The 26,034-nt window shown below is 67.5% G+C and carries 25 protein-coding genes; 11 read left to right on the top strand and 14 right to left on the bottom strand.

Going from position 1 to position 26,034, the window contains the following annotated elements; genetic code table 11:
• Window positions 1-7 precede the first annotated feature (7 nt).
• A complete protein-coding gene (locus tag BST42_RS05750) occupies window positions 8-1,303 on the bottom strand; it encodes an acyl-CoA dehydrogenase family protein (protein WP_083117607.1) in 1,296 nt (431 codons plus the stop codon).
• Between the two features lie 111 nt (window positions 1,304-1,414).
• Between BST42_RS05750 and BST42_RS05745 the strand changes: the two genes are divergently transcribed.
• From BST42_RS05745 to BST42_RS05720, 6 genes are all read left to right on the top strand, one after another.
• Window positions 1,415-2,239, top strand: a complete 825-nt coding sequence (locus tag BST42_RS05745; RefSeq protein ID WP_083117606.1) for a magnesium transporter — start codon at window positions 1,415-1,417, stop codon at window positions 2,237-2,239.
• A complete protein-coding gene (locus tag BST42_RS05740; RefSeq protein ID WP_083117605.1) occupies window positions 2,236-3,474 on the top strand; it encodes an NRAMP family divalent metal transporter in 1,239 nt (412 codons plus the stop codon). The genes BST42_RS05745 and BST42_RS05740 overlap by 4 nt, the downstream gene beginning before the upstream one ends.
• 320 nt (window positions 3,475-3,794) lie before the next feature.
• On the top strand, window positions 3,795-4,598 hold the full coding sequence (locus BST42_RS05735) for an enoyl-CoA hydratase/isomerase family protein (protein WP_083117604.1): 804 nt from the start codon (window positions 3,795-3,797) through the stop codon (window positions 4,596-4,598).
• Window positions 4,595-5,479, top strand: a complete 885-nt coding sequence (locus BST42_RS05730) for an SDR family NAD(P)-dependent oxidoreductase (RefSeq protein WP_083117603.1) — start codon at window positions 4,595-4,597, stop codon at window positions 5,477-5,479. Before BST42_RS05735 ends, BST42_RS05730 begins: the two co-directional genes overlap by 4 nt.
• 9 nt (window positions 5,480-5,488) lie before the next feature.
• Window positions 5,489-6,094, top strand: coding sequence for a GNAT family N-acetyltransferase (locus BST42_RS05725; RefSeq protein ID WP_083117602.1), 606 nt, complete (start codon window positions 5,489-5,491; stop codon window positions 6,092-6,094).
• Window positions 6,095-6,140: 46 nt separating this feature from the next.
• Window positions 6,141-6,464 (top strand): hypothetical protein, encoded by a 324-nt coding sequence (locus BST42_RS05720; RefSeq protein ID WP_083117601.1) that lies wholly within the window; start codon window positions 6,141-6,143, stop codon window positions 6,462-6,464.
• A gap of 222 nt (window positions 6,465-6,686) precedes the next feature.
• On the opposite strand, the gene glgX is transcribed toward BST42_RS05720, so the two are convergent.
• The 5 genes from glgX to BST42_RS05695 all read right to left on the bottom strand — a co-directional run bounded on the left by glgX (window position 6,687) and on the right by BST42_RS05695 (window position 11,577).
• Window positions 6,687-8,816, bottom strand: a complete 2,130-nt coding sequence (gene glgX / locus BST42_RS05715) for a glycogen debranching protein GlgX (protein ID WP_083117600.1) — start codon at window positions 8,814-8,816, stop codon at window positions 6,687-6,689.
• 101 nt (window positions 8,817-8,917) lie between these two features.
• Window positions 8,918-9,343, bottom strand: coding sequence for a hypothetical protein (locus BST42_RS05710; RefSeq protein ID WP_083117599.1), 426 nt, complete (start codon window positions 9,341-9,343; stop codon window positions 8,918-8,920).
• Window positions 9,340-10,083 (bottom strand): pyrimidine reductase family protein, encoded by a 744-nt coding sequence (locus BST42_RS05705; RefSeq protein WP_083117598.1) that lies wholly within the window; start codon window positions 10,081-10,083, stop codon window positions 9,340-9,342. Before BST42_RS05705 ends, BST42_RS05710 begins: the two co-directional genes overlap by 4 nt.
• A 41-nt stretch (window positions 10,084-10,124) precedes the next feature.
• On the bottom strand, window positions 10,125-10,790 hold the full coding sequence (locus BST42_RS05700; protein ID WP_083117597.1) for an HAD family hydrolase: 666 nt from the start codon (window positions 10,788-10,790) through the stop codon (window positions 10,125-10,127).
• 94 nt (window positions 10,791-10,884) lie between these two features.
• Window positions 10,885-11,577 (bottom strand): TetR family transcriptional regulator, encoded by a 693-nt coding sequence (locus tag BST42_RS05695; protein WP_083117886.1) that lies wholly within the window; start codon window positions 11,575-11,577, stop codon window positions 10,885-10,887.
• 70 nt (window positions 11,578-11,647) lie between these two features.
• Here BST42_RS05695 and BST42_RS05690 point away from each other — a divergent pair, with 70 nt between their 5' ends.
• Both BST42_RS05690 and BST42_RS05685 read left to right on the top strand, forming a co-directional pair.
• A complete protein-coding gene (locus BST42_RS05690; RefSeq protein WP_083117596.1) occupies window positions 11,648-12,694 on the top strand; it encodes a ferredoxin reductase in 1,047 nt (348 codons plus the stop codon).
• A 16-nt stretch (window positions 12,695-12,710) separates the two neighbouring features.
• Window positions 12,711-13,808, top strand: coding sequence for a fatty acid desaturase family protein (locus BST42_RS05685; RefSeq protein ID WP_083117595.1), 1,098 nt, complete (start codon window positions 12,711-12,713; stop codon window positions 13,806-13,808).
• Here BST42_RS05685 and BST42_RS05680 read toward each other — a convergent pair whose 3' ends face one another.
• Window positions 13,809-15,710 carry an ArnT family glycosyltransferase gene (locus BST42_RS05680; protein WP_083117594.1) on the bottom strand — a complete coding sequence of 634 codons (1,902 nt, stop codon included), beginning with the start codon at window positions 15,708-15,710 and terminating at the stop codon, window positions 13,809-13,811.
• A 134-nt stretch (window positions 15,711-15,844) separates the two neighbouring features.
• Between BST42_RS05680 and BST42_RS05675 the strand changes: the two genes are divergently transcribed.
• Complete coding sequence (locus tag BST42_RS05675; RefSeq protein ID WP_083117593.1) at window positions 15,845-16,537, top strand: hypothetical protein; 693 nt, start codon at window positions 15,845-15,847, stop codon at window positions 16,535-16,537.
• A 166-nt stretch (window positions 16,538-16,703) separates the two neighbouring features.
• A complete protein-coding gene (locus tag BST42_RS05670; RefSeq protein ID WP_083117592.1) occupies window positions 16,704-17,375 on the top strand; it encodes a DUF305 domain-containing protein in 672 nt (223 codons plus the stop codon).
• A 13-nt stretch (window positions 17,376-17,388) separates the two neighbouring features.
• Here the strand turns inward: BST42_RS05670 and BST42_RS05665 are convergent, their stop codons facing one another.
• Window positions 17,389-18,567 (bottom strand): sensor histidine kinase, encoded by a 1,179-nt coding sequence (locus BST42_RS05665; RefSeq protein WP_083117591.1) that lies wholly within the window; start codon window positions 18,565-18,567, stop codon window positions 17,389-17,391.
• Window positions 18,568-18,693: 126 nt separating this feature from the next.
• Here BST42_RS05665 and BST42_RS05660 point away from each other — a divergent pair, with 126 nt between their 5' ends.
• Complete coding sequence (locus BST42_RS05660; protein ID WP_083117590.1) at window positions 18,694-20,211, top strand: multicopper oxidase family protein; 1,518 nt, start codon at window positions 18,694-18,696, stop codon at window positions 20,209-20,211.
• A 15-nt stretch (window positions 20,212-20,226) separates the two neighbouring features.
• Here BST42_RS05660 and upp read toward each other — a convergent pair whose 3' ends face one another.
• From upp to BST42_RS05630, 6 genes are all read right to left on the bottom strand, one after another.
• Window positions 20,227-20,856, bottom strand: a complete 630-nt coding sequence (upp, locus tag BST42_RS05655; protein WP_083117589.1) for a uracil phosphoribosyltransferase — start codon at window positions 20,854-20,856, stop codon at window positions 20,227-20,229.
• Window positions 20,856-22,073, bottom strand: a complete 1,218-nt coding sequence (locus BST42_RS05650) for a URC4/urg3 family protein (protein ID WP_083117588.1) — start codon at window positions 22,071-22,073, stop codon at window positions 20,856-20,858. The genes upp and BST42_RS05650 overlap by 1 nt, the downstream gene beginning before the upstream one ends.
• The gene (locus BST42_RS05645; protein WP_083117587.1) at window positions 22,073-23,347 is read right to left on the bottom strand and encodes a GTP cyclohydrolase II; all 1,275 of its coding nucleotides are present in this window, start codon (window positions 23,345-23,347) and stop codon (window positions 22,073-22,075) included. The genes BST42_RS05650 and BST42_RS05645 overlap by 1 nt, the downstream gene beginning before the upstream one ends.
• Before the next feature lie 84 nt (window positions 23,348-23,431).
• Window positions 23,432-24,079, bottom strand: a complete 648-nt coding sequence (locus BST42_RS05640; protein WP_083117586.1) for a TIGR03085 family metal-binding protein — start codon at window positions 24,077-24,079, stop codon at window positions 23,432-23,434.
• Entirely contained in the window at window positions 24,066-24,929 is an 864-nt protein-coding gene (locus BST42_RS05635; protein ID WP_083117585.1) for an SAM-dependent methyltransferase, read from the bottom strand. The genes BST42_RS05640 and BST42_RS05635 overlap by 14 nt, the downstream gene beginning before the upstream one ends.
• The gene (locus BST42_RS05630) at window positions 24,926-25,966 is read right to left on the bottom strand and encodes a zinc-binding dehydrogenase (RefSeq protein ID WP_083117584.1); all 1,041 of its coding nucleotides are present in this window, start codon (window positions 25,964-25,966) and stop codon (window positions 24,926-24,928) included. Before BST42_RS05630 ends, BST42_RS05635 begins: the two co-directional genes overlap by 4 nt.
• Between the last annotated feature and the right edge of the window lie 68 nt (window positions 25,967-26,034).

Genomic DNA, 26,034 nt, shown 5'->3' with positions numbered 1-26,034 from the left:
CGCGCCGTCACAGCTGGGCGACCTCGTGTTCGAGCAGTTCGGCCAGCTTGGCCGCAGCCGCCGCACGCCGGGTCGGGATGTGCTGCGACGGGAACAGCGTGTGGACGGGCTCGTACTCCTTGAGCGTGCGGCGGGCGACCGTCAGCTTGTGCACCTCGGTCGGGCCGTCGGCGATCGCCAGCGACTCCGCGCCCACCAACATCTTCACGAACGGCATCTCGTCGGAAACCCCCAGTGCCCCATGCAGATGCATGGCGCGCTGCACCACGTCGTGCAAGACCTGGGGCATGGCGACCTTGACCGCGGCGATGTCGCGACGCACCTTCTGATAGTCGTGGTACTTGTCGATCTTCCACGCGGTGCGCAGCACCAGCAGCCGGAACTGCTCGATCTGGATCCAGCTGTCGGCGATCTTCTCCTGCGTCATCTGGTAATCGCCGAGCGGGCCGCTGCGGGTCTGACGTGACACGGCCCGCTCGCACATCATGTCGAATGCCTTGCGGGCCAATGCGATCGTGCGCATGGCGTGGTGTACGCGGCCGCCGCCGAGCCGGGTCTGCGCGATCGCGAACGCCTGGCCCTCGCCGCCGAGCACATGGTCGGCAGGCACCCGGACGTCGTTGTAGCGGATGTAGCCGTGGCCGGCGCGGTCGTCGGACTCGCCGCCGACGCCGACGTTGCGGATGATCTCGATGCCGGGGGTCTCGGCCGGCACGATGAACAGCGACATCTTCTGATGCGTACGGGCGTCCGGATTGGTGACCACCATGACGATGAAGAAGCTGGCGTTGCGGGCGTTGGAGGAAAACCACTTCTCGCCGTTGATGACCCACTCGTCACCGTCGCGCTCGGCATGGGTGGTGAACAGCCCGGGATCCGAACCACCGTGCGGCTCGGTCATCGAGTAACACGATGAGATCTCACCGTCGAGCAGCGGCTGAAGGTAGCGCTTCTTCTGCTCCTCGGTGCCGAACATCGCGAGGATCTCCGCGTTTCCGGAGTCGGGTGCCTGCGAACCGAAAACCGAAGGCGCCCAACGGGAGCGGCCGACGATCTCGTTGAGTAACGCCAACTTCACCTGCCCGTAGCCCTGGCCGCCGAGCTCCGGGCTCAGGTGCGCCGCCCACAGGCCTTGCTCGCGCACCGCCTGTTGCAGCGGACGCAGCACCCGCAGCACCTCCGGGTTGGTCTTCTCGTAGGGGTCCAGGGGGGCGAAGTCCAGCGGCTCGAGTTTGTCCTGCATGAACTCTTCGACCCAGTCGAGCTTCTTCTGGTACTCGGGGTCGGTTTCGAAATCCCACATGGTGACGTCCCTCGGGTCGGCGGCGTTAAGGCGCCGCGATCATAACTTCATGCATCTGCATTAATCAACGACCGGCGATCACCGGCCCACCCGATCAGGCATGCTTCCACCGTGCTGTTGCTCAGCCGGATCACCGGTCAGGACGTGCGGACGGCCGGTGACCAGGTCATCGGCCGGCTGGCCGACCTGACCGTGATCCTCAGCCAGCCGTCAGGGCGCCATGTCGTCGAGCGGTTGCTGATCACCCGTCGCCACGACGTCCCCCTGCTGGTGCCGTGGGAACAGGTCATCGTCTTCGATCGCGACCAGCTCACGATCGCCGAGGGCGGCCAGTACGCCGACTGCCGGCTGCGCGAGCACGAAATCCGTTTGGTGCGAGACGTGTTGGACACCCAGGTCGTCGACGTCGTCGGGCAGCGGCTGGCCCGCGTTGCGGACGTGGTGCTCACCCGAACGGATGCCCACCGCCTCGAACTCGTCGGCGTGGAGGTCGGTTTCGGCGCGGTGCTGCGGCGTCTGCGGCTGGAACCGCTCGGTGTTCGCGTCGGTCGCGACATCGTCGACTGGGCCGATATCCACCTGACCTCCGAGCGTGGCCACGCCGCCCAGCTCGCCTGCCCACGCTCGGCCGTGCACCATCTCGACGCCCGGGGGCTGGCCGAACTGGTCAGCCGCGTGGACACCGAATCGGCCACCGAGATACTCGCGGTCAAGGATCCCCGGCTGGCCGCCGACGTCGTTCGCGCCGCCCACCCGTCGGTGGCTGAACGCGTCCTGCGGGCGATGCCGGGCACCCACTCCGCCCAGATCGTGGCGGCCATGTCCGACGAACACGCGGGCCGCTGGCGCGAGCGGCTCAGACATGCGCCCGGCCGCCACTTCCTGCGCTCGCGGGTGTGGCCGCGGCGCCGGCACGTCGGTGATGTGGCGCCATGACCGCGGCGGGCCGCACCACCACCAGGATCGGCGCCCTGCTCGCCGTCCTCGGACCCGGACTGCTGGCCGGGCTGTCCGACGACGATCCGGCGGGCATCACCACCTACTCGGTGCTCGGCGCCGACCACGGTTACCAGCTGCTGTGGGTACTGCTGCTGTCCACGGTTGCGTTGATCGTGTTCCACAGCCTGGCCGCCAGGATGGGTGTCGTCACCGGTCAGGGGTTGATCGGGTTGGTGCGCCAGCGCTACGGCGTACGGGTGGGCGCGGCCATCCTGGCCGCCCTGGTGATCGCCAACGTCGGAACCACCTGTGCCGAATTCGCCGGTATCGCAGCCGGATTCGAGCTCTTCGGCATCAGTCGATACATCAGCGTTCCCGTCGCGGCGGTCGCCGTCTCGCTGCTGGTGTTGCGTGGCAGCTTCCACCGTGTCGAGCGGCTGCTGCTGGCGCTGTCCACGGTCTTCCTGGCCTACGTCGCCTCCGGCTTTCTGGCCAAGCCGGACTGGGGGGCCGCACTGCACGGGACGTTCGTGCCGACGATGCCGATGACCGCGCCCGCGATCGCAATCGTGACGGCCACGCTGGGCACCACGTTGGCGCCGTGGGGGCTGTCGTTCATGCAGTCCTACGCCGTCGACAAGAAACTCCGCACCGACGACCTCCCGCTGGAGCGGGTGGACGTGATCACCGGCGCGGTGCTGACCGGTGTGATCGGGTTCTTCGTGGTGGTCGCCTGCGCGGCGACCCTGCACCGCGACGGGCGGGGCATCACCGACGCCGCCGATGCGGCCGTCGCCCTACAACCACTGGCCGGCGAGGCGGCGGGCACGCTGTTCGCCGTCGGACTTATCGGCGCGGCGTTCCTGGCCGCCTCCATCCTGCCGCTGTCGACGGCGTACGCCGTCTGCGAATACGCCGGCGTGGAGGCCGCGATCGACGATCCCTATCGCGAAGCCCGCACGTTCTACCTGACGTACGGCATCGTCACCGTCGTGGGTGCTGTCATCGTCCTGGCCCCCAATGCGCCGCTGGTGCCGATCCTGGTCGGCACCCAGGTGCTCAACGCGGTGCTGTTGGTGCCGCTGATGGTCGCGATGATCGGCCTGGGCCGCGATCGAGAACTCATGGGCCGATTCGCGATGCGCCGGGCAGGCACGATCGTCTACGGCGTCACCACCGTCGTGGTCGTGGTCTGTGTGGCGGCTCTGGGCATCACGACGGCCTTCGGCTGACGGGGCGGCGTGCGCGGACGAGGCGTCGGCACCCCTCGCGCCGTCCCCGCACCTGCCGCCTGCGCCGCGACCATCGCCGCCCCGCCGCTGCTCACGTCCCGGCGCACCGGCCGCGCAGCAGTGCTGCTTCGATGCCCGGACATAGTGAGCCCCTCCGGCCCGGATACCCCGTGCGGTATCTCAGATCATCGACGCTAAGGCGCTACCACCGGGTGTGGGCACAGTCTCCAGTCACCGGTAGCGAGGGACATTTGTCCTCGGCGGCGGTGGCGAATGACTCGCCTCGAGGGCCTGTCGCGCAGGTATGTCAGGATCGCGGCGTGAGCAACGATGCCACGACAGTCGCGGTCGACGTCGACGACTCCGGCGTCGCCCTGATCACTCTGGACGGGCCGGAACGGCTCAACGCCTTCTCGGCCGACACCGCGCGCCAACTCGGTCAGGCCTACCGCCGGTGCGACGCCGACGATGCCGTGCGCGCGGTGGTGGTCACCGGCGCCGGGCGGGCATTCTGTGCCGGAGCCGACATGACAGCCGCCGCGGCGGCGTTCGACGCCCCCGGCGAGGGCTTCAGCGCCTCGCCCATCCAGCCGCCGGCCTGGCGGGTGCGCAAGCTGGTGATCGCCGCGATCAACGGCCCCGCGATCGGTATCGGGTTGACCATGGCGCTGCAGTGCGACATCCGGCTTGTTGCCGAGGACGCCAAGCTCGCGATCCCGCAGGTGCGCCGCGGCATGATCGGCGACTGCACGGTGCACGCCACCCTCAAGCGCGCGGTCGGCCTGGCCGTGGCCGCCGACATCCTGCTCACCGGTCGGATGTTCACCGGCCGGGAGGCGGCCACCCTCGGGATCGCCAGCAGGGCACTGCCTGCAGGCGAGGTGCTGCCCGCCGCGCTGGAGTTGGCCCGCGACGTGGCGGTCGCCGCCAATCCGGCCTCGGTGGCATACAGCAAGCGACTGCTGTGGACCGAGACCGATCTCGACGCGGTGGCCGACGAGGAGACTACGGTGCACCTGAAATTGATGGGCGGCCCGGATGCGGCCGAGGGCCCCGCCGCCTGGCGGGAGAACCGGCCCCCGGTGTGGCGGTCCACGGCCGGCGAGACGGGAGACCCCGCATGACCACCACGGCCGAGGTCCTCTCGGGTGTCGACCTGACCGGGCGCACCGTCGTCATCACCGGCGCCTCCACCGGGCTCGGATTGCAGACCGCCCGCGCCATGCAGTCCGCCGGCGCCGAGATCGTCGCGGCGGTCCGCGATCTGGACAAGACCCGCTCGGTGATCGACTGCGAGGCCGTACACCTCGAACTCGGCGACCTGCGGTCGGCGCGCGCCGCGGCCGAGGCGATCGCCGCCCGTCACGACCGCATCGACGTGCTCATCAACAACGCCGGGGTGATGGCCCCGCCACTGACCCGCACCGTGCAGGGCTACGAAATGCAGCTCGGCACCAACCATCTCGGCCACTTCGTGTTCACCACAGAGATGGTGGGTTTGTTCGGGTCCGGCACCCGCATCGTCAACCTCAGCAGTCGCGGGCACCAGCTCGGCGGGATCCGTTGGGAGGATCCGAACTACGACGACGAGAGCGCCTACGACAAGTGGCAGGCATACGGGCAGAGCAAGACCGCCAATGTGTTGTTCACCGTCGAATCAGAACAACGCTGGGGACCGCAGGGAGTGCATTCGTTCGCCGTGCACCCGGGGGTGGTGTTGACCGATCTGGCCCGGCACATGACCCGCGATGATTTCAGTGCGGGCGGCACCCTGGCCAACCTCGAGGTGACCGATGTCGAACACGGGGCCGCGACCACGGTGTGGGCGGCCACCAGCGGTGAGCTCGACGGGCGAGGCGGTCTCTATCTCGAGGACTGCCGAGTCGCCGACCCGATGGTCGACGGTGTCGAGGGCGGGTACGCGCCCTGGGCGGTCGACCCCGGGCAGGCTGCCCGGTTGTGGGAGTGGTCTGCGCGCCAGGCCACGCTTAATTTCGGTGACTAGCCTGCAGTGATGTCCATCGACGTTCGTCCAGCCCGCAAGGCTGACATCCCGGCCCTGGCGCGGGTTCTTGGTCGGGCGTTTCACGACGACCCGGTGATGGCCTGGGTGCAACCCGACGCCGACCGTCGCAAGGCTGCGCTGCCCGGGTTGTTCAGCGCCCTGACCCGGCACCACTTCCTTGCGGGCCGCGGCACCGAGGTGGCGATGTCGGACGACGGGGTTGCCGCGGCCGCTCTGTGGGATCCGCCCGGTCGGTGGGAACAGTCACCGCGCGAGCAGCTGGCGATGCTGCCCGGAGTCCTGCGCGCATTCCGGGGCCGGCTCGCCGCCGGGCGAGCGGTCACCGACCTGATGAAGGAACACCATCCGGAGGAGCCGCACTGGTACCTGGGCATCATCGGCAGTGATCCGACGGTGCGCGGCGGTGGCTTCGGTCATGCGCTCATGCGTTCGCGGCTGGATCGCTGCGACGCCGAATACGCCCCGGCATACCTCGAGTCCAGCAACCCCGACAACATCCCGTACTACCAACGGTTCGGCTTCGAAGTGACCGGCGAGATCACGCTGCCTGAGGGCGGCCCATCGTTGTGGCCGATGTGGCGGTCACCGCGTTGACCGCGCAGACGGTTTAGCTGCCCCGACCGCAGGGCACGCCGTTCGGATGACCGATCCAGTGGACTTTCCCGAAGAAGGCGGCCCCGGCGACACTCTGAGCGGTTCAGAGTCGCTCGACTCCGACGAGGTGCGCAACAACGACGGCGACGATGTCGTGGACCCGCCCGAAGGCTGGAGTGGGGCAACCAAGTTCGGCATCACGGCGCGAGAGGAACGCGAGGGCGAATCGCTCGACGCCCGGCTCAGCGAAGAAGAACCCGATGTGATCGCCGACATCGAGCCCGACGAGACCGCACCGGATCGTGCGCACCGCGGCCAGACCAGTGGCACCCCCGAGGACGGTGAGCCGATCTACCCCGTGGCGGACTGACGGCCCCGGAATGCCCGGTAGGTCGTAACCGCTTCACGCAAAGCGGAATTGACATTCCCGACGGCCTGGCCTGAACGTTTGCTGAGTACCGGAAAATTATGAATTCAAGTTGGTGAAAACTGCGCATCGCGCGTTTCTCATTGTGATAATCGGGCCAGCGGTGCCACGGACCATGGCGGTCCCCCGGAGGGGAGGGGATCGGCCATGGTCCGTTGGCTTTTCCTACTCTGTCGCCTGCAGCACCACCATCGAGCGGGATTCGACTCGCACCGGTGTGGACGCTTTAACGACCGTCGCCTCGTCGATTTCGCCGGCACCCGCCGACGTGTCGACGACAGGTTGCCAAGCCTTACCAAACTCGGCCGGTGGCAGGACGAATTCGATCGGTTCGTGGTGGGCATTGAAGCACAGCACGAACGAGTCGTCGGTGACGCGCTGTCCGCGGGCATCGAGATCAGGTATGCCGTGGCCGTTGAGGTACACGGCCACCGACTTGCCGAAGCCGGAGTCCCAATCCTCGTCGTTCATCTCCGAACCGTCCGGGCGGAACCAGGAGATGTCCGGCAGGCCTTCGCTGCCGCGGCGCCGCACCGGCCGTCCGTTGAAGAACCGTCGGCGGCGGAACACCGGATGGGCGGCGCGCAGCGCCGACACCGACGCCACGAAGCCGAGCAGCTCGTCGTTGGCCGAATCCCAGTCGATCCAGGTGATCTCGTTGTCTTGGCAGTAGCCGTTGTTGTTGCCGCCCTGGGTGCGGCCCAGCTCGTCGCCATGGCAGATCATCGGAACACCCTGGGACAGGATGGTGGTGGCAATCAGGTTGCGCTGCTGACGCGCGCGCAGGGCATTGATCTCCGGATCGTCGGTCGGCCCCTCGACGCCGCAATTCCACGAACTGTTGTTGCTCTCGCCGTCGTTGTTGTCCTCGCCGTTGGCCTCATTGTGTTTCTCGTTGTAGGACACCAGGTCTCGCAATGTGAAACCGTCGTGGGCCGTGACGAAGTTGATCGATGCGACCGGGCGGCGGGCGGTGTGCTCGTAAAGGTCGGCCGAACCGGTCAAACGCGAGGCGAACTCGCCGAGGCTGGCATCTTCACCGCGCCAGAAATCGCGGACGGTGTCGCGGAACTTGCCGTTCCACTCCGTCCACTGTGGCGGGAAGTTGCCCACCTGATAGCCACCGGGGCCTACGTCCCACGGCTCGGCGATCAACTTCACCTGGCTGACGGTCGGATCTTGTTGCACGAGTTCGAAAAACGCGCTCAGGCGATCGACGTCGTAGAACTCGCGGGCCAGCGTGGAGGCGAGGTCGAAGCGGAAGCCGTCGACGTGCATCTCGGTCACCCAGTACCGCAGCGAGTCCATGATCAACTGCAGCGAGTGCGGGTGCCCGACGTTGAGGCTGTTGCCGGTGCCCGTGTAGTCCATGTAGTACTGCTTGTCGTCATCGACGAGCCGGTAGTAGGCGGCGTTGTCGATACCGCGGAACGACAGTGTCGGCCCCATGTGGTTGCCCTCGGCGGTGTGGTTGTAGACCACGTCGAGGATCACCTCGATGCCGGCTTCGTGCAGAGCCCGCACCATCGCCTTGAACTCCTGCACCTGACCACCCGGCGTCGAACTCGCCGAGTACTTGCTGTCCGGGGCGAAGAAGCCAATTGTGTTGTAGCCCCAGTAGTTCGACAGGCCTTTGTCGATCAGGGTGGAGTCGTTGGCGAAGTGGTGCACGGGCATCAACTCGATGGCCGTTGCACCGATCGCCTTCAGGTGATCGATGATCGCCGGATGCGAGATCGCGGAGTACGTGCCGCGAATGGCATCCGGGATATCGGGATGGGTTTGGGTCAGGCCTTTGACGTGTGCTTCGTAGATGACGCTGTCGGCGTATTCGCGCTGCGGCGGCCGGTCGACGCCCCAGTCGAAGTACGGGTTGATGACGACAGACTTGGGCATGCTCGCCGCCGAATCGTCGTCGTTGCGGCTGTCCGGGTCGCCGAAGTTGTAGCCGAACAGCGACTGGTTCCAGTCGAAATGGCCGTCGATGGCCTTGGCGTACGGGTCCAGCAGCAGCTTGTTGGGGTTGCAGCGGTGCCCCTCGGCGGGATCGTGCGGGCCGTGCACCCGATAGCCGTAGCGCTGGCCGGGTTCGATGGCGGGCAGGTAGCCGTGCCAGACGAATCCGTCCACTTCGGGCAGGGCGATGCGGGTCTCTGCACCGTCCTCGTCGAACAAGCACAGCTCCACCCGCTCGGCCACTTCGGAGAACAGCGCGAAGTTAGTGCCGTAGCCGTCGTAGGAGGCGCCCAGTGGGTAGGCCTTTCCGGGCCATACCTCAGTAGCAGCGTTGGTCACGTGGGACTCCCTAAATAGGCGGGGTGGACTGTGGCGTGTACCCCAGAATGGGCCGCGCCAAATCAGTCAGAACGGGTTTGTGACAGGGGTGACAATTGACGTCACGGAACTGCTTCGTGACCAGGCCGACCGCTGGTCCGGCGTCGCTCTTTCATCTCGGCTTCGAACACATGGCGATGCCCGTCCATCAACTGATCGCGCACGGCCCGCTCGTGTTCGCGCAGCACCGACCAGTAGTCGTCGTCGAACTCCTCGACGATCTGGAAGGTCCAGCGACCGTGCAGCACATTGCGGCCGACCATCTCCTCGGTCAGGCGGTCGGCGATGTCGGCGTGACCGGCATCGCGCAGCTTGTCGCAGGCCTCGCCGAGCAGCAGGTCCGCGTGGCCCATCAGCTGGTGGAAGGAGTACAGGTGGCCGCGGGCGCGCTCGACGTACTCCAGCGCCTCGGACAGCGATCCGACCGCCTCGACGGTGTCGTCGTCGACCCCCTGAGGCCGACGGCTCAGCAATTCGTCGCCGCTCATGTGCTGGCCTGCCTTTCCTGGTCCCGGACATAGCGCAGATAGACGTAGTTCTCGAGGGTCACCGCGTGTCCCAGCGTGAGGCGGGCCGGCACCGCGAGCGCCGGCGCGCCGGGGCGGGCGGTGGTGGCGCTCGCGACGAGCGTGGGTGAGATCGTCAGGCACATCTCGTCGACGAGGTCGCCCGCGACCAGCTCGTCGAGCAGGGTGGGCCCGCCCTCGCACAGGATTCGGCGCATGCCGCGAGCCTGCAGAGTGCGCAGTGCGGACTCCAGGTTGACCGCGCTGTCACCGGCGATCAGCAGGTCGGCGTGCTCGGCCAGCTGCGGGCGCTCGCGGGCGGCAAGTGCTGTGGTGATCAGGATGGGCCGCTGGGCGGGCTCGGCGAACAGCGATACCGGGACTCTGCCGGTATGAGTGACCACCGCGATCGGCGGGATGACGTCGGTGCCCCACCGCTGCCTGCGTTCGGCGACCTGAGCCGCCGTCAACCGCACCGGGCCATAGCCTTCGGCGCGCACCGTGCCCGCGCCGACCAGCACGACGTCGGAGTAGGCACGCAGCGCTAGCAGCAGACTCTGGTCATTGGCGTCCGAGAGTGGACCGGCGACGCCGTCGAACGCCGCGGCGCCGTCGAGCGACATGATCATGTTCGCGCGCAGCCCGTCGGGCGGATCACGGTAGAGCGCTACCAGTTCGTCCGGTGCGGTGGCCCGTTTCGGCTGTTGCACCGCCTGAGTCATGGGCAGTCTCTACCCGGCGGTGGATAGGGCAAAACCCCACCTCAGAGCAGCGCGGCGATCGGTGAACCGTCGAGGTTGTCCAGCAGCTCCTCGGCGTCGTCGAATATGGCTGCAGCCCCGGCCTTTTCGAGCTCGCCTCTGCCCACGCCGCCGGACAGCACCGCGATGCACGGCACCCCGGCGCGGGAACTGGCCTCGACGTCCCACACGGTGTCGCCGATGAACACCGCGTGCTGCGCCGACACCCCGGCCTTCTCCAGTGCGACGTTGACGATGTCCGGGCGGGGCTTAGCCTCTTCGACGTCTTCGGACGAGGTGATGGCCGACACGAGGTCGTCGCACCCCAGCGTTTTGCGCAACATGGCCAGCTCGTTCTCCGGCGCAGAGGTGGCCAGCACCACCTGCAGTCCGAGGTCTGCGACGCGCTGCAGCAGTTCGCGCGCCCCGGGCAGCGCGGTCAGCAGATCGGCGCTGGCCTCGTAGTGGCGGGTGTGGGAGTCCTTGAGCCGCTTCTGCACATCGTCGTCGGCGCCGTTGGACAGCTCCTCGACCAAAGTGGATCCATCCATGCCGATCGAGCGATGGACATGCCAGGCCTGGACCGGCAGGCCGACCTCATGGAAAGCCTGCTGCCAGGCGTGGACGTGAAGGTAATTCGAGTCGACGAGGGTGCCGTCGATGTCGAAGAGCACTGCGGGCTTGTCCATGGGGGTGGTGTACCCGGTTTTGGCCGGTGCGCCCGCACTGCACTTGTTGACACCGCCACTCGGGCGATGCGTACAACAACTGCAGTGTGGGCGCTCAGGCCTCGTCGTCGACGACCGGGGCCGGCTCCCAGGCGTTGACACCCACTGTGATCATGCGCAGCTGCTTGACCGCCGTGCGCTTGATCTCGGCGAGCGCGGCCGCGTCATGGGCGTCCTCGATGGCCTCGGCGATGATGATCATCGAGTTGACGAACAGGCTGGCCAGGATGTTGAGGTCCTCGGTGCTCCACTCATTGAGCCCGGGGAATCGGGCGAGGTCGGTGGCCAGCTCCGAGGTGATCAGCCGGATCTCGGTGCGGATCGCATAGCGCAGCACCGTCACACCGCTGGAGCGTTCGCGCCCGATGAACCGCCAGTGCTCGCGCTGTTCGGCCACCCCGGCGACCAGGATGTCCACCGTCGACTCGATGACGCGGTTCGGGTCCAGCTTGCCCGCGCGGGCGCTGCGCAGCATCTCGCGCAGGGTGCGGAACGACTCGTCGATAAGCACCAGGCCGAGGGCGTCCATCGACTCGAAGTGGCGGTAGAACGCGGCAGGCACGATCCCGGCCTCACGGGTGACTTCACGCAGGCTCAGACCACTGAAGCTGCGCTCGTCGAGGAGCTTCAGCGCGGCTGCGATGATGGCCCGGCGGGTGGCCTCTTTGCGCTCTTCCCGCGATGGTGTCTCGCGGGAGCGTGACTTCCCTGAACGCTCGCGACGTGAGCTGGGCGTACGACTGTTCACTGGTGTGAACCCTACCACAGACTGCTCGGATTCCTTGACGACGTGCACTTTCACGACCCAGAGTGTACACATGTTCACTCAAACTTTGACCAAGAAGGTGCTTCGCTCGCCGCTGGTCGATCTGCTCACCGGCCCGCATGGCGTGGACCGCTACACCGAGCTGGTGGACCCGACTTGGACCTCCGACGCCCGGGCCAGGGTGGTCGACGTACGCCGCTCCACGCCGCGCAGCGTCACCCTGCTCCTCGACCCGAACTCGGCTGTCACCGGCTACCGCGCCGGCCAGCATCTGAACCTGACGGTGGAGATCGACGGCCGTCGGCACACCCGCTGCTACTCACCGGCCAGCGCCGAGGGGTCCCCGCTCATCGAATTGACGATCGGAGCCCACGACGGCGGCCTGGTGTCCAATCACCTTTTCCGGCACGCCCGCCCCGGCATGGTGGTCGACCTGTCCGATCCGGCCGGCGACTTCGTGCTCCCCGATGAGCGGCCCCGCCGCATCCTGTTCGTGTCCGGCGGCAGCGGCATCACCCCGGTGATGTCCATGCTGCGCACCCTGCAGGCTGAGGGCTTCGACGGCGAGATCGCCTTCGTCCACTACGCCCGCACTCCGGACGAAGCCTGCTACCGAGCCGAACTCGCCGCGATGGACGTTCGGGTGCTGCACGGCTACACCCGCGCGCCCGGCGGCGAGCTCGACGGGCGCTTCGGGGCCGAGCACCTTGACGTCGCGATGCCCGATCCCGACGCCGTCTACGTGTGCGGGCCGCCCGCACTGGTCGAGGCGGTACGCGAACACTGCCCGGACGCGCTGTCGGAGAGTTTCGTCCCGGTGCCCTTCGTGATTCCCGACGCCCCGTCGGGTGGCCGAATCAGCTTCCGGGACAGCGGCATCGACGCCGAAGATGACGGCCGTCCGCTGCTGGACCAGGCCGAGGACGCCGGACTCAACCCGACCAGTGGATGCCGAATGGGCATCTGCCACACCTGCACTCGTCGCAAGCACCGCGGCGCTGTGCGCAACCTGACCACCGGAGCGGTCTCCACCGCCGACGAGGAGGACGTGCAGATCTGCGTCTCCGTGCCCGTCGGTGACGTCGAGATCGCGCTCTGAGCAGAAAGGGACGACCATGAACGCTCAACACATCACACTGACCCGCGAGCAGGCCGACGAGTTCGGCCGGGAACTCGACGCCATCCGCGACCGCGTGATCGCCGACCTCGGCCAGACCGACGTCGACTACATCCGCCGGGTCATCAAGGCCCAGCGCGCCATGGAGATCGGCGGCCGTGCGCTGCTGATGGCCGGCATCTTCCCGCCGGCCTGGCTGGCCGGCACCGCGCTACTCGGGATCTCCAAGATCTTGGACAACATGGAGATCGGCCACAACGTCATGCACGGTCAGTACGAGTGGACCGGCGACCCGGCCCTGCGCGGCCGCACCTTCGAGTGGGACACCGCGTGCCCGGCCGACCAGTGGCGGCACTCGCACAACTACTCCCATCACACCTTCACCAACATCGTCGGGATGGACCGTGACATCGGCTACGGCATCCTGCGGATGAGCCCCGATCAGCGTTGGCACCCTTACTACCTCGGCAACCCGGTGTACGCCTTCTTGCTGATGGTGCTGTTCCAGTACGGTGTCGCGCTGCACGAGCTGGAGACCGAACGCATTCGTTCCGGCGAGATCTCGCTGGACGACAAGCGTGACGTGCTGCGCGAGATCTGGCGCAAGACCCGTCGCCAGCTGCTCAAGGATTACGTGGCCTTCCCGCTGCTGGCCGGACCGATGGCGCCGTTCGTGTTCACCGGCAACCTGACCGCGAACCTGATGCGCAACGTGTGGTCCTACGCGATCATCTTCTGCGGCCACTTCCCGGACGGCACACAGGAATTCACCGTCGAAGAGACCCGTAACGAGTCGCGCGGACAGTGGTATTTCCGGCAGGTGCTCGGGTCGGCCAACCTGACCGGCGGAAAGCTGTTCCACCTGTTGTCCGGGAACCTGTCACATCAGATCGAGCACCACCTGTTCCCGGATGTGCCGGCGCGGCGGTACGCCGAGATGGCGCCGCAGGTCCGCGAGGTGTGCGAGCGGTACGGCATCCCCTACAACGCGGGGCCGCTGCCCAAGCAATTTGCGACCGTGGTGCGCAAGATCGTCAAGCTGGCATTGCCCACCCGCCAGCGCAGTGCGGACGCCGCGCTGGTCGAGGCGGCCTGATCACTTGGACCGGGACAGGTCGTAGACGTCGTCGTCGCCGACCTGGGTGACCGGGAACGTTGCGCTCACCCAGTCGGTGATGCCGGTGTGGTTGCGGTTGATGCCCGGCCACCCGCCGGCGTGACCCCGCCAGTCCCGCTCGACGATGTAGTACCCGACCTCGCCCGCCGCGACATCCGCCTTGAACTGCCCCAGACTCGGGGCGGGGTCACTGCCGAGGAAGCCGCCGATAGCCATCACCGCTGTGCCCGTAGACAATTCGAGCGCAGCGGCAGCGGATGACCCCGAGATCGCCGCAGACCACCGCGTGGTGGTCGCGCGCAGGAGGGCGTCCAATCTCGGATTGTCCTTCGACACACCGAAACCCGCACCGAAGCCGGTGGCCGATCGGACCGGACCAACGGTGGGCCCGCCGCCACGATGTGGTGCGCCGATCGTGGCGACGGCGTATGCGGTCGGACCGGCCAGCACCGCTACCGCTCCCACTGCCGCCGCGGCCACCGCGACACGGCGTCTGCGCGGTGCCGACATCGCCAGCGCGACGGCCGCCAGCACGGTGACGACCAGGATTGTCCACCGCAAGGCGGGCAGCCAGTCTCCGTTGCGGCCCAGTACCCACCAACTCCAGATGCCGGTCACGGCGATCAGTCCCGTCAACCCGGCCCGGCCGAACCAGGACTGTCTGCGCGTCCACATCTGTTGTGCACCAAGGGCAACCGTGCCCGCCACCGCAGGGGCCAGTGACAGGCAGTAGTAGGGGTGCACCATGCCCTTCATATAGCTCAGCACCACACCGTCGATCACCAGCCACCCGCCGAACAGAAGGACGCCGGCCCGCACCGGGTCGGTACGCGGTGCGCGCCCGCGGGCGATCAGCACCAGAACCAGGCTGAGCAGGGCTGCCGGGATCAACCAGCCGACCTCGAAACCGAACTCGCCCGCGAACAGCCGGCCAAGGCCTTCGTTCTGACTGCCCATACCGCCGAAGCCACCGAGGTGGCGGAGCTCGTCACCGGCCGAGTTGCCGAGCGGATCGGCAGGCCCGAAACTCATGTGATTGCGGCCGAGCACGCGCGCGAAGCCGTTATAGCCAAGCACCAGATTCATGAAGTTGTCGTCGGTCGACCCGGCGATGTAGGGCCGCGACGACGTCGGCCACACCAGCGTCAGGATCACGAACCAGCCGGCCGACACCACGAATGCGGCCGCGGCTCCCAGCAGGTGCAGCAGCCGGCGACGCAGCGGTGTCGGTGCCGCGATCAGATAGGCCAGACCTACCGCCGGCGCAATCATCAGGCCTTCGAGCATTTTGGCCAGGAATGCGAAGCCGAGCGCGACACCCGCCCAGGCCAGCCACTTGCCTTCTGCCCGTTCGAGCGCCCGCACCGTGCAGTACGCCGAGGCCATCATCAGCAGCACCATCGCGGCGTCGGGGTTGTTGAACCGGAACATCAGCGCAGCGACCGGAGTCAGCGCCAGCGCGGCGCCGGCAAGCAACCCGGCCCGCGGGCCGCAGATGCGCGCGACCGCGGAGTAGAGCAGCCACACCGTCGCCACGGCCATCAACGCCTCGGGCACCAGCATGCTGGCGCTGCTGAAGCCGAACAGCTGACCAGACAGGCCCATCACCCACTGCGACACCGGAGGTTTGTCGACGGTGATGAAATTGGCCGAATCGAGCGAGCCGAACAGCAGCGCCTCCCAGTTCTTGGAGCCCGCTTGAGCGGCGCCGGCGTAGAACTGGTTGCCCATCCCGTTGACGGTGATGTTCCAGAGGTACATGACCGTGGTCGCGACGAGCAGCACCACCAGTCCGATGCGGTCCGATCGCGTCGGTCGGGTCACCGCAGAGGCGACTTCGGCGGATTCCTCCGGGGCCGTTGCCGGAAACGTCGTTGTCACAAGGACTATTGACCCATCTGCGGCTGACCGTTGCCTGAACAGTGGCTGGGAGCCGGTGGGTGTTGCGGATTTGGGACTCGACCGTTACGGCTCACTGCTCGCCGCCGCCCAACCGCTGTGTCACCGTCGACGCTGTGACGGCGAACGACGCGGGAACAACCGACAACCGACTGGGCGCTCGATGTGCGGCGGTGGCGTCGATCGGTGCTGCGGTCATCCACTTCGCCGTCGCGCCCATGCATTGGAACGACTGGGTGCCATCGGGGGTGTTCTTCGCGGCGATCGGGGTGTTCCAACTCGCGTGGGGATTCTTCGCCTGGTCCCGGCCGACGCGGCTGCTGTTGGCGGCCGGGATTGCCGCCAACGTCGGTCTCGCCGCCCTCTGGGTGATATCCAGAACTGCCGGTGCGCCATTCGGTCCCAACGCAGGTGAGGCGGAAAGCGTGGAGGCGGCAGGCATCTGTGTGCTCTTGCTGCAGTGCTATGTCGTCATGGGTGCCGCGTGGGTGTTGCGCGGGCGCTATCGCGCGCACATGGTTTCGGGTCTCGGCCGGACGTTGGTGCTCGTGGGCGCCAACACGGTGATGGCGCTCGCGGTCACTGCCGGCCTGGCGTCCGGCCTCAACGGTCACCAGCACCACCATGGCGCACCCGTCGACGCCGAGGCCGGAGGCGGTTCGGCGCAGGAGACCCACGCGGTCACTGGCCACGGCTCGGGGCCGGCCGCCACCGAGCAGGGCCGTCCGGTGACGGACATGAAGCTGAACACGGGCGCCGATCACGCTCCGTCGAGCCCGGACGGGCACCAGCACGCTCATCACGGCTGACGGCACCTCTACGCACACGAATCAACACGGCACATCGGCACCGGTTCTGCGCTTTCGCGAATTGGATCCTTTATCGAATCTTCACAGAACCACTACGCCACACCTACTGGAGTCTGGCGAAGCTGGGCGGGGATCGACTGATCCGACGCGACGAAAGGGATGTGCTGTGAACAAAGCGAGGACTGTGGTGACCGGGGTGGCCGCGTTGGCTGCGGTCGCCGCCATCGGCGCGTGTAGCAACTCGGGCACCAAGGATGCGGCGTCGTCGTCGGCGCCGTCCACTGTCCAGAGTTCGACCGTGGCGTCGCTAGCCGCGCACAATCAGGCCGACATGATGTTCGCCCGCATGATGATTCCGCATCACCGGCAGGCCATCGAGATGAGCGACATGATCCTGGCCAAGCAGGGCATCGACGGACGGGTGGTGGACCTGGCCAAGCAGATCAAGGCGGCGCAGGGCCCCGAGATCGACACCATGCAGGGCTGGCTGAACCAGTGGGGCATGCCCGGTATGCACGGCTCGGATACCGCCACAGCGTCACCGACGACCATGCCGAGCAGTTCGATGATGCCGGGTATGCCCGGAATGGATGGCATGCCAGGGATGGACGGGATGATGTCACCGGCCGATATGGACGCACTGCGCAACGCCCAAGGGGTTGCGGCCGGCAAGTTGTACCTGACCCAGATGATCAAGCATCATCAGGGTGCAATCACCATGGCGCAGAACGAGATCAAGGGCGGCCAGTCCGCCGACGCCATCGCCCTCGCCAAGTCGATCGCCACCAGCCAGCAAAAGGAGATCGACACCATGAACCAGATTCTGAGCTCGCTGTAGTCGGCGCGTAAGGTCACGCGTATTCGCGTTGATCGCCGCGGCGAGCTCCGGCTGCCGGCAGGCTGGGCACTGTCACCGTGAAGGTGGTACCGGCTCCAGGGCCGGGGCTGGTCGCGGTGATGGTGCCACCGTGCGCCTCTGTCAGTGCCTTGGCGATGGCGAGGCCGATGCCGGAGCCGCCCCGGTCGCGATTGCGCGCCGAGTCGGTCCGGTAGAAGCGCTCGAAAACGTGCGGAAGGTGCTCTGCCGCAATGCCCTCACCGTCGTCGCTCACCGTGAAGACGACCTCGCTGCCCATCGGCGTCGCGGTGAGCCGAACGTGACCGCCGGGCGCGGTGTGACGTAATGCGTTGTCCAGCAGGTTGTTCAACACCTGTGCCAGGCGTTGACGGTCAGCCCAGAACTGTTTCCCCACAGCCACCTGAATACTCAGCGCGACGTTCTTCGCGGCGTAGCGGTCGGCCAGCGCGGCACCGACGGAGCGGGCGATCTCGTCGGCCTCGACCCACGCCGGGGTGATCGTGGCATGCGCCTCTTCGGCCTGGGCCAGGGCGGCGGCATCGGCCGAGAAGCGCACCAGACGGCCGGTCTGCTCCCTCAACATCGCGATGGTCGGCTGGTCGAGGACCTTCACGCCGTCCTCAACGGCTTCCAGATAGGCCTCCAGCACAGCCACCGGTGTCCGGATCTCGTGAGCAAGATCGCCGAACAGCTGGCGGCGGCTGGATTCCACAGCTTGCAGCCGATCCGCCATCTTGTTGAACGCTGTTGCCATCTCGTCGAATTCACGGCCCAGCCGGGGTGGTGCGACACGGATGTCGTAGCGACCCTCGGCCACCGCTGACGCGGCTGCCGAGACCTCGGCGATGGAATGCTGGAGCCGCCGGCTGAGGTAGACGGTGGCGATCAGCGCGGTGAGTGCGGCCACCGTGATCGCGACCCCGATCGAGAGCGCGGTGGCGTGCTGGTAGGCCTGCTCGGCGTGATACTGCTCATTGGAATCGTGGGCGACGCCGGCCATGTGTAGGTGCTCACGGAACAGCGGTGGCCCCACCACTGTTGCGACGACCCACGTGGTCACCCCGCCGGCGAGCAGGACCACTGTCTGTGCGAGCAGCAGTCGCCGGCGCATGCCGAATCCGCTGAGCACGGCCCCCGACACCCGCGGCGATGCCTGCGACGAGAGATTCATGCCTTCATCGTGCCGCGCCGGTGCCGCGGGATCGGGTCTTGAGCGAATCTTCACAGAACCAACACCAAACCCGCTGTGGGTCCGCCGCAGTCTGAACGACGAACCCTCGAGGAGACAGGATTGGTGATGAGTCGACCGACGCTCACCCGGCGCGGCTTTCTGGCGGCAGGGGTCCTCGGAGGCGCGGCGTTGGTTGCCTGCGGCCGGTCGACCAACCCCGTGGCCACCGGTGGCTCCCCGTCGCCGGGTGCGATCGCCGCGGCGGAGGCGGCGCGGCCGCACACCGGCAGAACGGTGACCGCGCACCTGACCCCAGGCCCCGCCGACATCGACCTCGGGGGGACCACGGCACGCACGCTCGCCTACAACGGACAGGTCCCGGGCCCTCTGATCAGGGCCAACGTCGGCGACGAGATCGCGGTCACCGTCGACAACGGACTCGATCACCCGACCTCGGTGCACTGGCACGGGATCGCGTTGCGCAACGACATGGACGGCGCCAGCCCGGCCAGTCCGAACATCGCCCCGGCCGCCGGCTTCACCTATCGGTTCAGCTCCCCACATCCCGGAACGTACTGGGCGCACCCGCATACCGGACTCGACACCGACTTCGGCTTGTATATACCGGTCATCGTGGACGATCCATCAGAGCCGGGACGCTACGACGCCGAGTGGATCGTGATGCTCGACGACTGGACCTCCGGCGTCGGACCCAGCCCGGAGCAGATCTTCACGGGGCTGACGTCCATGGGCGGCATGGGACAGATGCCCATGCCGGGGATGGGCGGCATGGGATCGATGCCGCGCGGTCCCGGCGTCCGCGGTGTGGGAACAAGTGACCTGCTCGGCGGCGACGCCGGTGATGTCAGCTACCCGTACTACATCATCAACGGCCGCATCCCGTCGGCTGCGACGACATTCAGCGCGAAACCCGGAAACCGCGTTCGCATCCGAATCATCAATGCCGCTGCCGATACCGCATTCCGGGTCGCGCTTGCCGGGCATCGTATGACCGTCACCCACACCGACGGGTTCCCCGTCCGGCCGCAGGATGTCGATGCGCTCCTGGTGGGTATGGGCGAGCGTTACGACGTCATCGTGACCGCGGGTGACGGAGTGTTTCCTCTCGTTGCCGCCGCCGAAGGTAAGAACGCCGTCGCACGTGCGCTGCTGTCGACCGGAGAGGGGAGCGCTCCGGACGCCGGGTTCCGGCCGCCGCAACTCACCGGGCGGGTCGGAACTGTCGACACCTTCACTGCCGCAACGGAAGTGCAGTTGCCGTCGCTCAGCGATCGCACGCTGCAGGTCCGGTTGTCGGGCATGATGATGCGCTACGACTGGATGATCAACGGCAGGCCCTACAAGCAGACGGTTCCACTGACGGTCCACCAGGGCCAGAACGTGACGCTGACGTTCGTCAACGACTCCATGATGTGGCATCCGATGCACCTGCACGGCCACACCTTCCAGGTGCTCAAGCCCGATGGCAGCGCAGGGCCGCGCAAGGACACCGTGATCGTCCAACCGATGCAGACAGTGGCCGCGCGGCTGGTCGCGGACAACCCCGGCGACTGGATGCTGCACTGCCACAACGCGTATCACATGGAGGCCGGGATGATGACCACGTTGAACTACACCGGCTAACCCGGTGCGGCCCGGCTATTTCGTGCCGAACAGCCGATCGCCGGCGTCGCCAAGACCGGGCACGATGTAGCCCTGATCGTCGAGTCCGCGGTCCACCGCCGCGGTGTAGATCGGCACTTCCGGATGGGCGTCGTGTAGGACGGCGATCCCTTCGGGGCAGGTGAGCAGGCAGACGAATTTGATGGACCGGGGCCGGAACTCCTTGAGGCGATCCACGGCGGCCACCGCCGAGTTGCCGGTGGCCAGCATCGGGTCGACCACGACCACCTCGCGTTCGTGCAGGTCGCTGGGCATCTTGAAGTAATACTCCACGGCGACGCGGGTTTTCGGATCGCGGTACAACCCGATGTGTCCGATCCGGGCGCCGGGCACGACGGTCAGCATCCCGTCGAGGATGCCGGTGCCGGCTCTCAGGATGGAGACGAACACCAACTTCTTGCCGTCGATGACCGTGCCGGTGGTGGTCTCCAGTGGGGTCTCCACCTCGATGTCGTGGGTCGGGGTGTCGCGTAGCACCTCATAGGCCAGCAGCGTGGCCATCTCATTGGCCAGTCGGCGGAACGTGTTGGTGGACGTGACCTTGCGGCGCATCAGGGTCAGCTTGTGCTGCACCAGCGGGTGGTCGATGACGTGGACGTCGCGCATCAGAATACTGTGCCATCGCTGACGATGGACAGCGGCGGAAGGCTGCCGCGCAGCTGCTGAGCCAATGCCCTGCCCGCCGCCCAGGTGCCGCCCTCCAATACTCGGGCCAGTGGCATCTGGTCGGCGTCGACGCCGAGCCGCCGACGGACCAGGGGAGCGATCTCGTCGAGCAGCGTGATCGTCAACGCGCGCCACTCGACCACCAATTCGTCTGCGACGGTGACACTTCGGCTGGAGTCGGCACTGTCGCGCAACCGGAGAACCCCGGCGTCCAGCAGCAGCCCGCCGTTGCGATATTCGGGCAGTCCGGTCAACCCGTCGAGATCGGTCACATCCACTCCGGCCCACCCGAACGGCTCCAGCAACGAGTACGTGAGCCACTGCGAGAGTTTGTGAAACGGCATCCACCCCGCGGTCAGGCCGGGACCGTCCAGCGCGGAATGCCGCCAGCAGTCCCCAAGCGGTTGGTCACCGATCATGCTGCCGCCCGGCCAGATTGGCGCCAGCGAGCTCAGCACCAGGGACAGCAGCTCGGATGCGCGCACGGATCGCCCGCCCACGGTGTCGACCAATCCGCAAGGGCGGCCCTCGGCACCGAAGACCGCCGGGTTTGCGGCAGTGACCGCACCCAGCCGATGCAGAATCGCCACGCGGCCGTCGAGCCCGACGAGCGGGTTCGCGCCGTCGACCTGAAACGCTTCGGCCAACTGCTGCTCGGTGAGCCCCGCCAGCCCGGCGGCGTCGACCCGCAGCGGGTCGTTAGGGTCGGCGGAGAACAGTCCCGAGGTGAACGCGTGAAAGCTCGCCACCCCCAAGCCTTCTGAGCGGCTCAGCCGCAGCGCCGTCTCCGCTTCGACATAGGACCAGGATGGGCCGGCGCCGGCGTCGAGCAGCACGCTGACCACGGTGAGGTCGACCAGCGCCCTGGCCTCGGCGCCGCGGAGTAGCGCGGCCTTGCGATCGACACCACCGGCCTCGAAATGGCGCCACCGGCTGTGGAACGGGACCTGAAGATCCGGGTAGTTTCGCCGGGTGACGTCGGCGACCAACTGGGCGGTCGCGTCCAGTGCATCGTCGTGCACGGTGAACCACCGTGAGTCGCCGCAGCGGGCCCGTTCGGTCAACACTGCGGCCCGCTCCCGGACGGCGCGAGTGCTGCGCAGTGCAGCGGCCGCCCCCGCCGGGTTCTCGACGTCGACCTCGATGGCGGCGGCCATCAGTGCTCCAGCCCGCGGCCCTTGGCCTTCTTCAACTCGGCGGCATCGGGGACCGGGCCCGGCGTGAAATACCCTGCGGCCATCTTGGCGTCGATCTCCACCCGGGCGTCGGCCGGGATCAACTCGTCGGGGATGTTGACCCGCTCGCCGACCTCGATGCCGGAGCCGACGATCGCGTCGTACTTCATGTTGCTCATCGACACCAGGCGGTGGATCTTCTGGATGCCCAACCAGTGCAGCACGTCGGGCATCAACTCCTGGAACCGCATATCCTGCACGCCCGCAACGCATTCGGTGCGGGCGAAGTACGCCTCGGCGGTGTCGCCGCCCTGCTGGCGCTTGCGGGCGTTGTAGACCAGGAACTTGGTCACCTCACCGAGCGCGCGACCTTCCTTGCGGGAGTAGGCGACCAGCCCGACCCCGCCGCGCTGGGCGCCGAGGATGCACTCCTCGATCGCGTGCGTCAGATACGGCCGGCAGGTACAGATGTCGGAGCCGAACACATCAGAGCCGTTGCATTCGTCGTGAACCCGGGCCGTCAACTCCACCGAGGGGTCGGCGAGGTCATGGGGGTTGCCGAAGATGTAGAGGGTCTGCCCGCCGATAGGGGGAAGGAACACCTCGAGATCGCTGCGCGTGACCAACTCGGGATACATGCCGCCGGTCTCTTCGAACAGGACCCGGCGAAGATGTGCCTCGCTGCACCCGAAACGCTCGGCGACACCGGGCAGATACCAGACCGGCTCGATCGCGGCCTTGGTCACCAGCGCCGCGCCGCCGGGCAGCAAGAACCGGCCGTCCGGGACCAGCCGACCCTTGTCGATGGCGTCGGCGATCTCCGGAAGTATCACGTGAGCTTTGGTCACCGCGATCGTCGGGCGGATGTCGTGGCCTGCGGCCAATTCGGCGGCGAACGCGTCGGCCACCATCGCCCCCCACGGGTCCAGGCTGACGATCGCTTCAGGCCCGCTCCACTGCGGGTACGGGCCGATGCTGTCGGTAGGCGCGGTATTGGTGAGGTCCGCCCGGTGCTCCCGCGACAGCGCTCCGGCAGCCACCGCCAGCGCGCGGTACACGCTGTAGGAACCACTATGCGTTCCAACGACGTTGCGGTGGCTGCGGGTGCTGGTGGTGCCGATCAGCGGACCGCGCTCGGCCGGGGTGGCCGCACCCCAGGTGATCGGCGGGGCGTCGTCGGCACCGTGATGCGATGTCAGCCGGATATGCCCGGGCTGGCCCTTCGGCGCGGCCGGCGACGGTGCTTCGGCGGACATGTGCGCTCCTTCCGCAAGACGCCAGCCTAGCCACCATCGGAGGTTTCTGCCGAGCGTCAGGCTTGCGCCCACAGGTCGTGGGGCTCACATCCCGAAACGGGTGTGTCTTACCGCCGCGACGGCGTCTGGTGGCCCGAGGACGTCGACGCGTGCGGCGGCCTGACGCCCGAACAGGTACAGCAGCAGTTCACCGGAGGCCCCCCTGAGCTCGACGACGGGGCTGCCCGTGCGGGCGTGACAGCGGTGCGTGCCCCAGACCAGGTCCACTCCGATTTTGCGCACCCGACGCGTCAGGAAGCCGCTGCCGCGCTCCACATTTCGCCAGAGCGCTGCCTGCAGGTCGGCAGCCATGTCCTCCCGGGGACCGAGGCCGTTGGCGCGCCGAACGTCCTCGTGATGGACGAAGAACTCGTTGAGGCTGGGGAAGTCGCGCACCCAGCCCAGCCGGAAGAAGCCGAAGGGTGGACCGGACCGCAGCCGGTCCACGAGCCAGTCGAACTCCCGGCGTTGCGCCATGGCCGCGGTGCGCCGCTCGGCGAACCGAGCGGGCGGTCCAGGCAGAACCAGGCACGGCGCGGCGACGGGGTCGCGCTCGCGCAGCAGCAGATGAGCGGCGAGGTGTTTGGTGGTGAACCCGTCGAGCAGGGTGGGCGCATCCGGGCCGAGTTCCTCGAGCAGATCGCACAACGCGACCCGCTCCCGGGCGTCGAACGGCGGATCAGCGCTCGGCATATACAGCTCGTTCGATCTCGGACACCGCGTCGGTGCGTCCAGCCGGGCGCAGATAGCGGGCCGTGTACTCGGCCGGCCCGACTTGATCGATCTCACGCCAGCCGTACTCGGCCAACAACGGCCCGACGTCGGTGGGGTTGAGCCCGAACCGCCACAGCCTGTCCTTCACCACGAACTGCTGACGGGCCCGCTGCGCGCCATACAACTTCCTGCCGGCCAGAAAGTCCTCGCGGACGAACGTGAACGCCAGGCCGCTACCGGGGGCCGTCTGCGCCAGGTAGTCGAACGTGCGCCGCACGGCGGCATCGGTCAGGTACTGGGTGACCGCCTCCCACACGTAGAACGTGCGATGGTGGGGGCCGAACCCGTTGCGCTGCAGCATGTCTGCCAGGTCCTCGGTCTCGAAGTCCACCGGCAGCAGCGTGACGTCGTCCGGGACGCGGCCGAACGTACGGCGCACTGCCGCGGCCTTGCGCGCGGTATTGCGTGGCAGGTCGACTTCACACACGGGAACTCCGGCAAGTGCGGGCAGCCGGTAGGCGCGGGTGTCATACCCGGCACCCAGGATCACGACAGCCTCAATTCCTTCGGCGACCGCCGCGTCGAGCCGGTCGTCGATGAACCGTTTGCGGCACAGGAAGCCCGCCCACCCGCCGTCGATCTGCCTGTCGGTCGCCGACCGCAACGCACGGCGAACCGGCGACCATCGGGTGGCTGCTGCGATGAAGCGGGTCGGAGCGGGCAGCAGTGTGCCCGCCCACGGGTCGTGCACCAGTGGCCTCGGCTCGTGCTGATCGGCCGCCACGACCACCATCGGGCCGAGAGCGGTCGCAGCGGCGGCGGTGCTCAAGGCTGTACGAGCACCCTGATCGGATTGCCTTCGGCGTGCTCGAGAATGCGAATGCCGTCGGCGATGTCCTCGAGCGGGATGATCTGGCTGATCGAGCGCGACAGGTCCAACCTGCCACGGGATACCAGCGCAGCGAGTGTCTCGATGTCCTTGTTGTGGTAGCCGAGATGGCCGAGCACCTGGCGTCGGGTCAGACCGAACATCGACGTCGGCCCGACGGTCGGGGATTCGGCGCTCATGCCGACCCCGACGAGCCGGCCACCGCCGGTCAGCGAGTTCAGCGCCTGTTCGAAGGTGACCTTCAATCCGACGGCGTCGAACGCGACGTCGAGCCCACGCCCGCCAGTGGCTTGCGCCAGCTTGTCGGCGAAATCCGGGTCACGCGAATCGAATGCGTAATCGGCGCCGAGTTCCAGCGCGCGCTCGCGGACGGCAGGGTTCAGGTCGACCGCGATGATCGGCACCGCTCCGACCAGCCGCGCCAATTGGACGATGTGCGTGCCGATGCCGCCGACGCCCCACACGCCCACCGATTCGCCGATGACGACTTTGCCGGTGTTGACCACCGCGCCGAACGGGGTGGACACCGCGTCGGCGAGGATCGCGGCCTGCTCCAGCGGCACGTTGTCCGGTACGCGGGTCAGGCCCGCGGCCTGCGCGACGGTGTACTCCGCCCAGGCGCCGTCGTAGGCGAACGCCATGAGCTGCATCCGCAGGCAGGTCGCCAACTCGCCGCGGCGGCAATTGGGGCACTGCCCGCACGGGCGGCCCGCGGCGACGACCACCCGGTCACCCTCGGACCACCCGGTTACACCGGGCCCGAGTTTGGCGATGGTTCCGGACGCTTCGTGTCCCTGGATCACCACCGGACGCTGGGCGGGGAAAGTGCCGTTGATCAGGCTGAGGTCGGAGTGGCAGATGCCGCAGAACGCCACCTTGACGAGAACTTCGCCCTCACCGGGCTCGGGGATCGGGACATCCTCCAGCACAACGGTTCTGGTGTCTGCATAGAAGCGTTCGGCCCGCATCGTGCTCATGGTGTCCTCCTGAGGTCGAAAGACAAACGTACGCCCGGTGCCGCCTGGACCAGGCCTAGAGTGGGGAA

The sequence above is a fragment of the Mycolicibacterium rhodesiae genome (assembly GCF_002086695.1).
In the GTDB taxonomy this organism is placed as follows: Bacteria; Actinomycetota; Actinomycetes; order Mycobacteriales; family Mycobacteriaceae; genus Mycobacterium; species Mycobacterium rhodesiae.
This window is presented reverse-complemented; position numbering and strand designations above follow the sequence as displayed.

Coding starts and splice junctions, on each gene's coding strand:
- BST42_RS05750 (WP_083117607.1), bottom strand. CDS start 1,303: ATGTGGGATTTCGAAACCGACCCCGAGTACCAGAAGAAGCTCGACTGG.
- BST42_RS05740 (WP_083117605.1), top strand. CDS start 2,236: ATGACCGCGGCGGGCCGCACCACCACCAGGATCGGCGCCCTGCTCGCC.
- BST42_RS05730 (WP_083117603.1), top strand. CDS start 4,595: ATGACCACCACGGCCGAGGTCCTCTCGGGTGTCGACCTGACCGGGCGC.
- BST42_RS05725 (WP_083117602.1), top strand. CDS start 5,489: ATGTCCATCGACGTTCGTCCAGCCCGCAAGGCTGACATCCCGGCCCTG.
- BST42_RS05720 (WP_083117601.1), top strand. CDS start 6,141: ATGACCGATCCAGTGGACTTTCCCGAAGAAGGCGGCCCCGGCGACACT.
- BST42_RS05710 (WP_083117599.1), bottom strand. CDS start 9,343: ATGAGCGGCGACGAATTGCTGAGCCGTCGGCCTCAGGGGGTCGACGAC.
- BST42_RS05705 (WP_083117598.1), bottom strand. CDS start 10,083: ATGACTCAGGCGGTGCAACAGCCGAAACGGGCCACCGCACCGGACGAA.
- BST42_RS05700 (WP_083117597.1), bottom strand. CDS start 10,790: ATGGACAAGCCCGCAGTGCTCTTCGACATCGACGGCACCCTCGTCGAC.
- BST42_RS05690 (WP_083117596.1), top strand. CDS start 11,648: ATGTTCACTCAAACTTTGACCAAGAAGGTGCTTCGCTCGCCGCTGGTC.
- BST42_RS05685 (WP_083117595.1), top strand. CDS start 12,711: ATGAACGCTCAACACATCACACTGACCCGCGAGCAGGCCGACGAGTTC.
- BST42_RS05665 (WP_083117591.1), bottom strand. CDS start 18,567: ATGAATCTCTCGTCGCAGGCATCGCCGCGGGTGTCGGGGGCCGTGCTC.
- BST42_RS05660 (WP_083117590.1), top strand. CDS start 18,694: ATGAGTCGACCGACGCTCACCCGGCGCGGCTTTCTGGCGGCAGGGGTC.
- upp (WP_083117589.1), bottom strand. CDS start 20,856: ATGCGCGACGTCCACGTCATCGACCACCCGCTGGTGCAGCACAAGCTG.
- BST42_RS05650 (WP_083117588.1), bottom strand. CDS start 22,073: ATGGCCGCCGCCATCGAGGTCGACGTCGAGAACCCGGCGGGGGCGGCC.
- BST42_RS05645 (WP_083117587.1), bottom strand. CDS start 23,347: ATGTCCGCCGAAGCACCGTCGCCGGCCGCGCCGAAGGGCCAGCCCGGG.
- BST42_RS05640 (WP_083117586.1), bottom strand. CDS start 24,079: ATGCCGAGCGCTGATCCGCCGTTCGACGCCCGGGAGCGGGTCGCGTTG.
- BST42_RS05630 (WP_083117584.1), bottom strand. CDS start 25,966: ATGAGCACGATGCGGGCCGAACGCTTCTATGCAGACACCAGAACCGTT.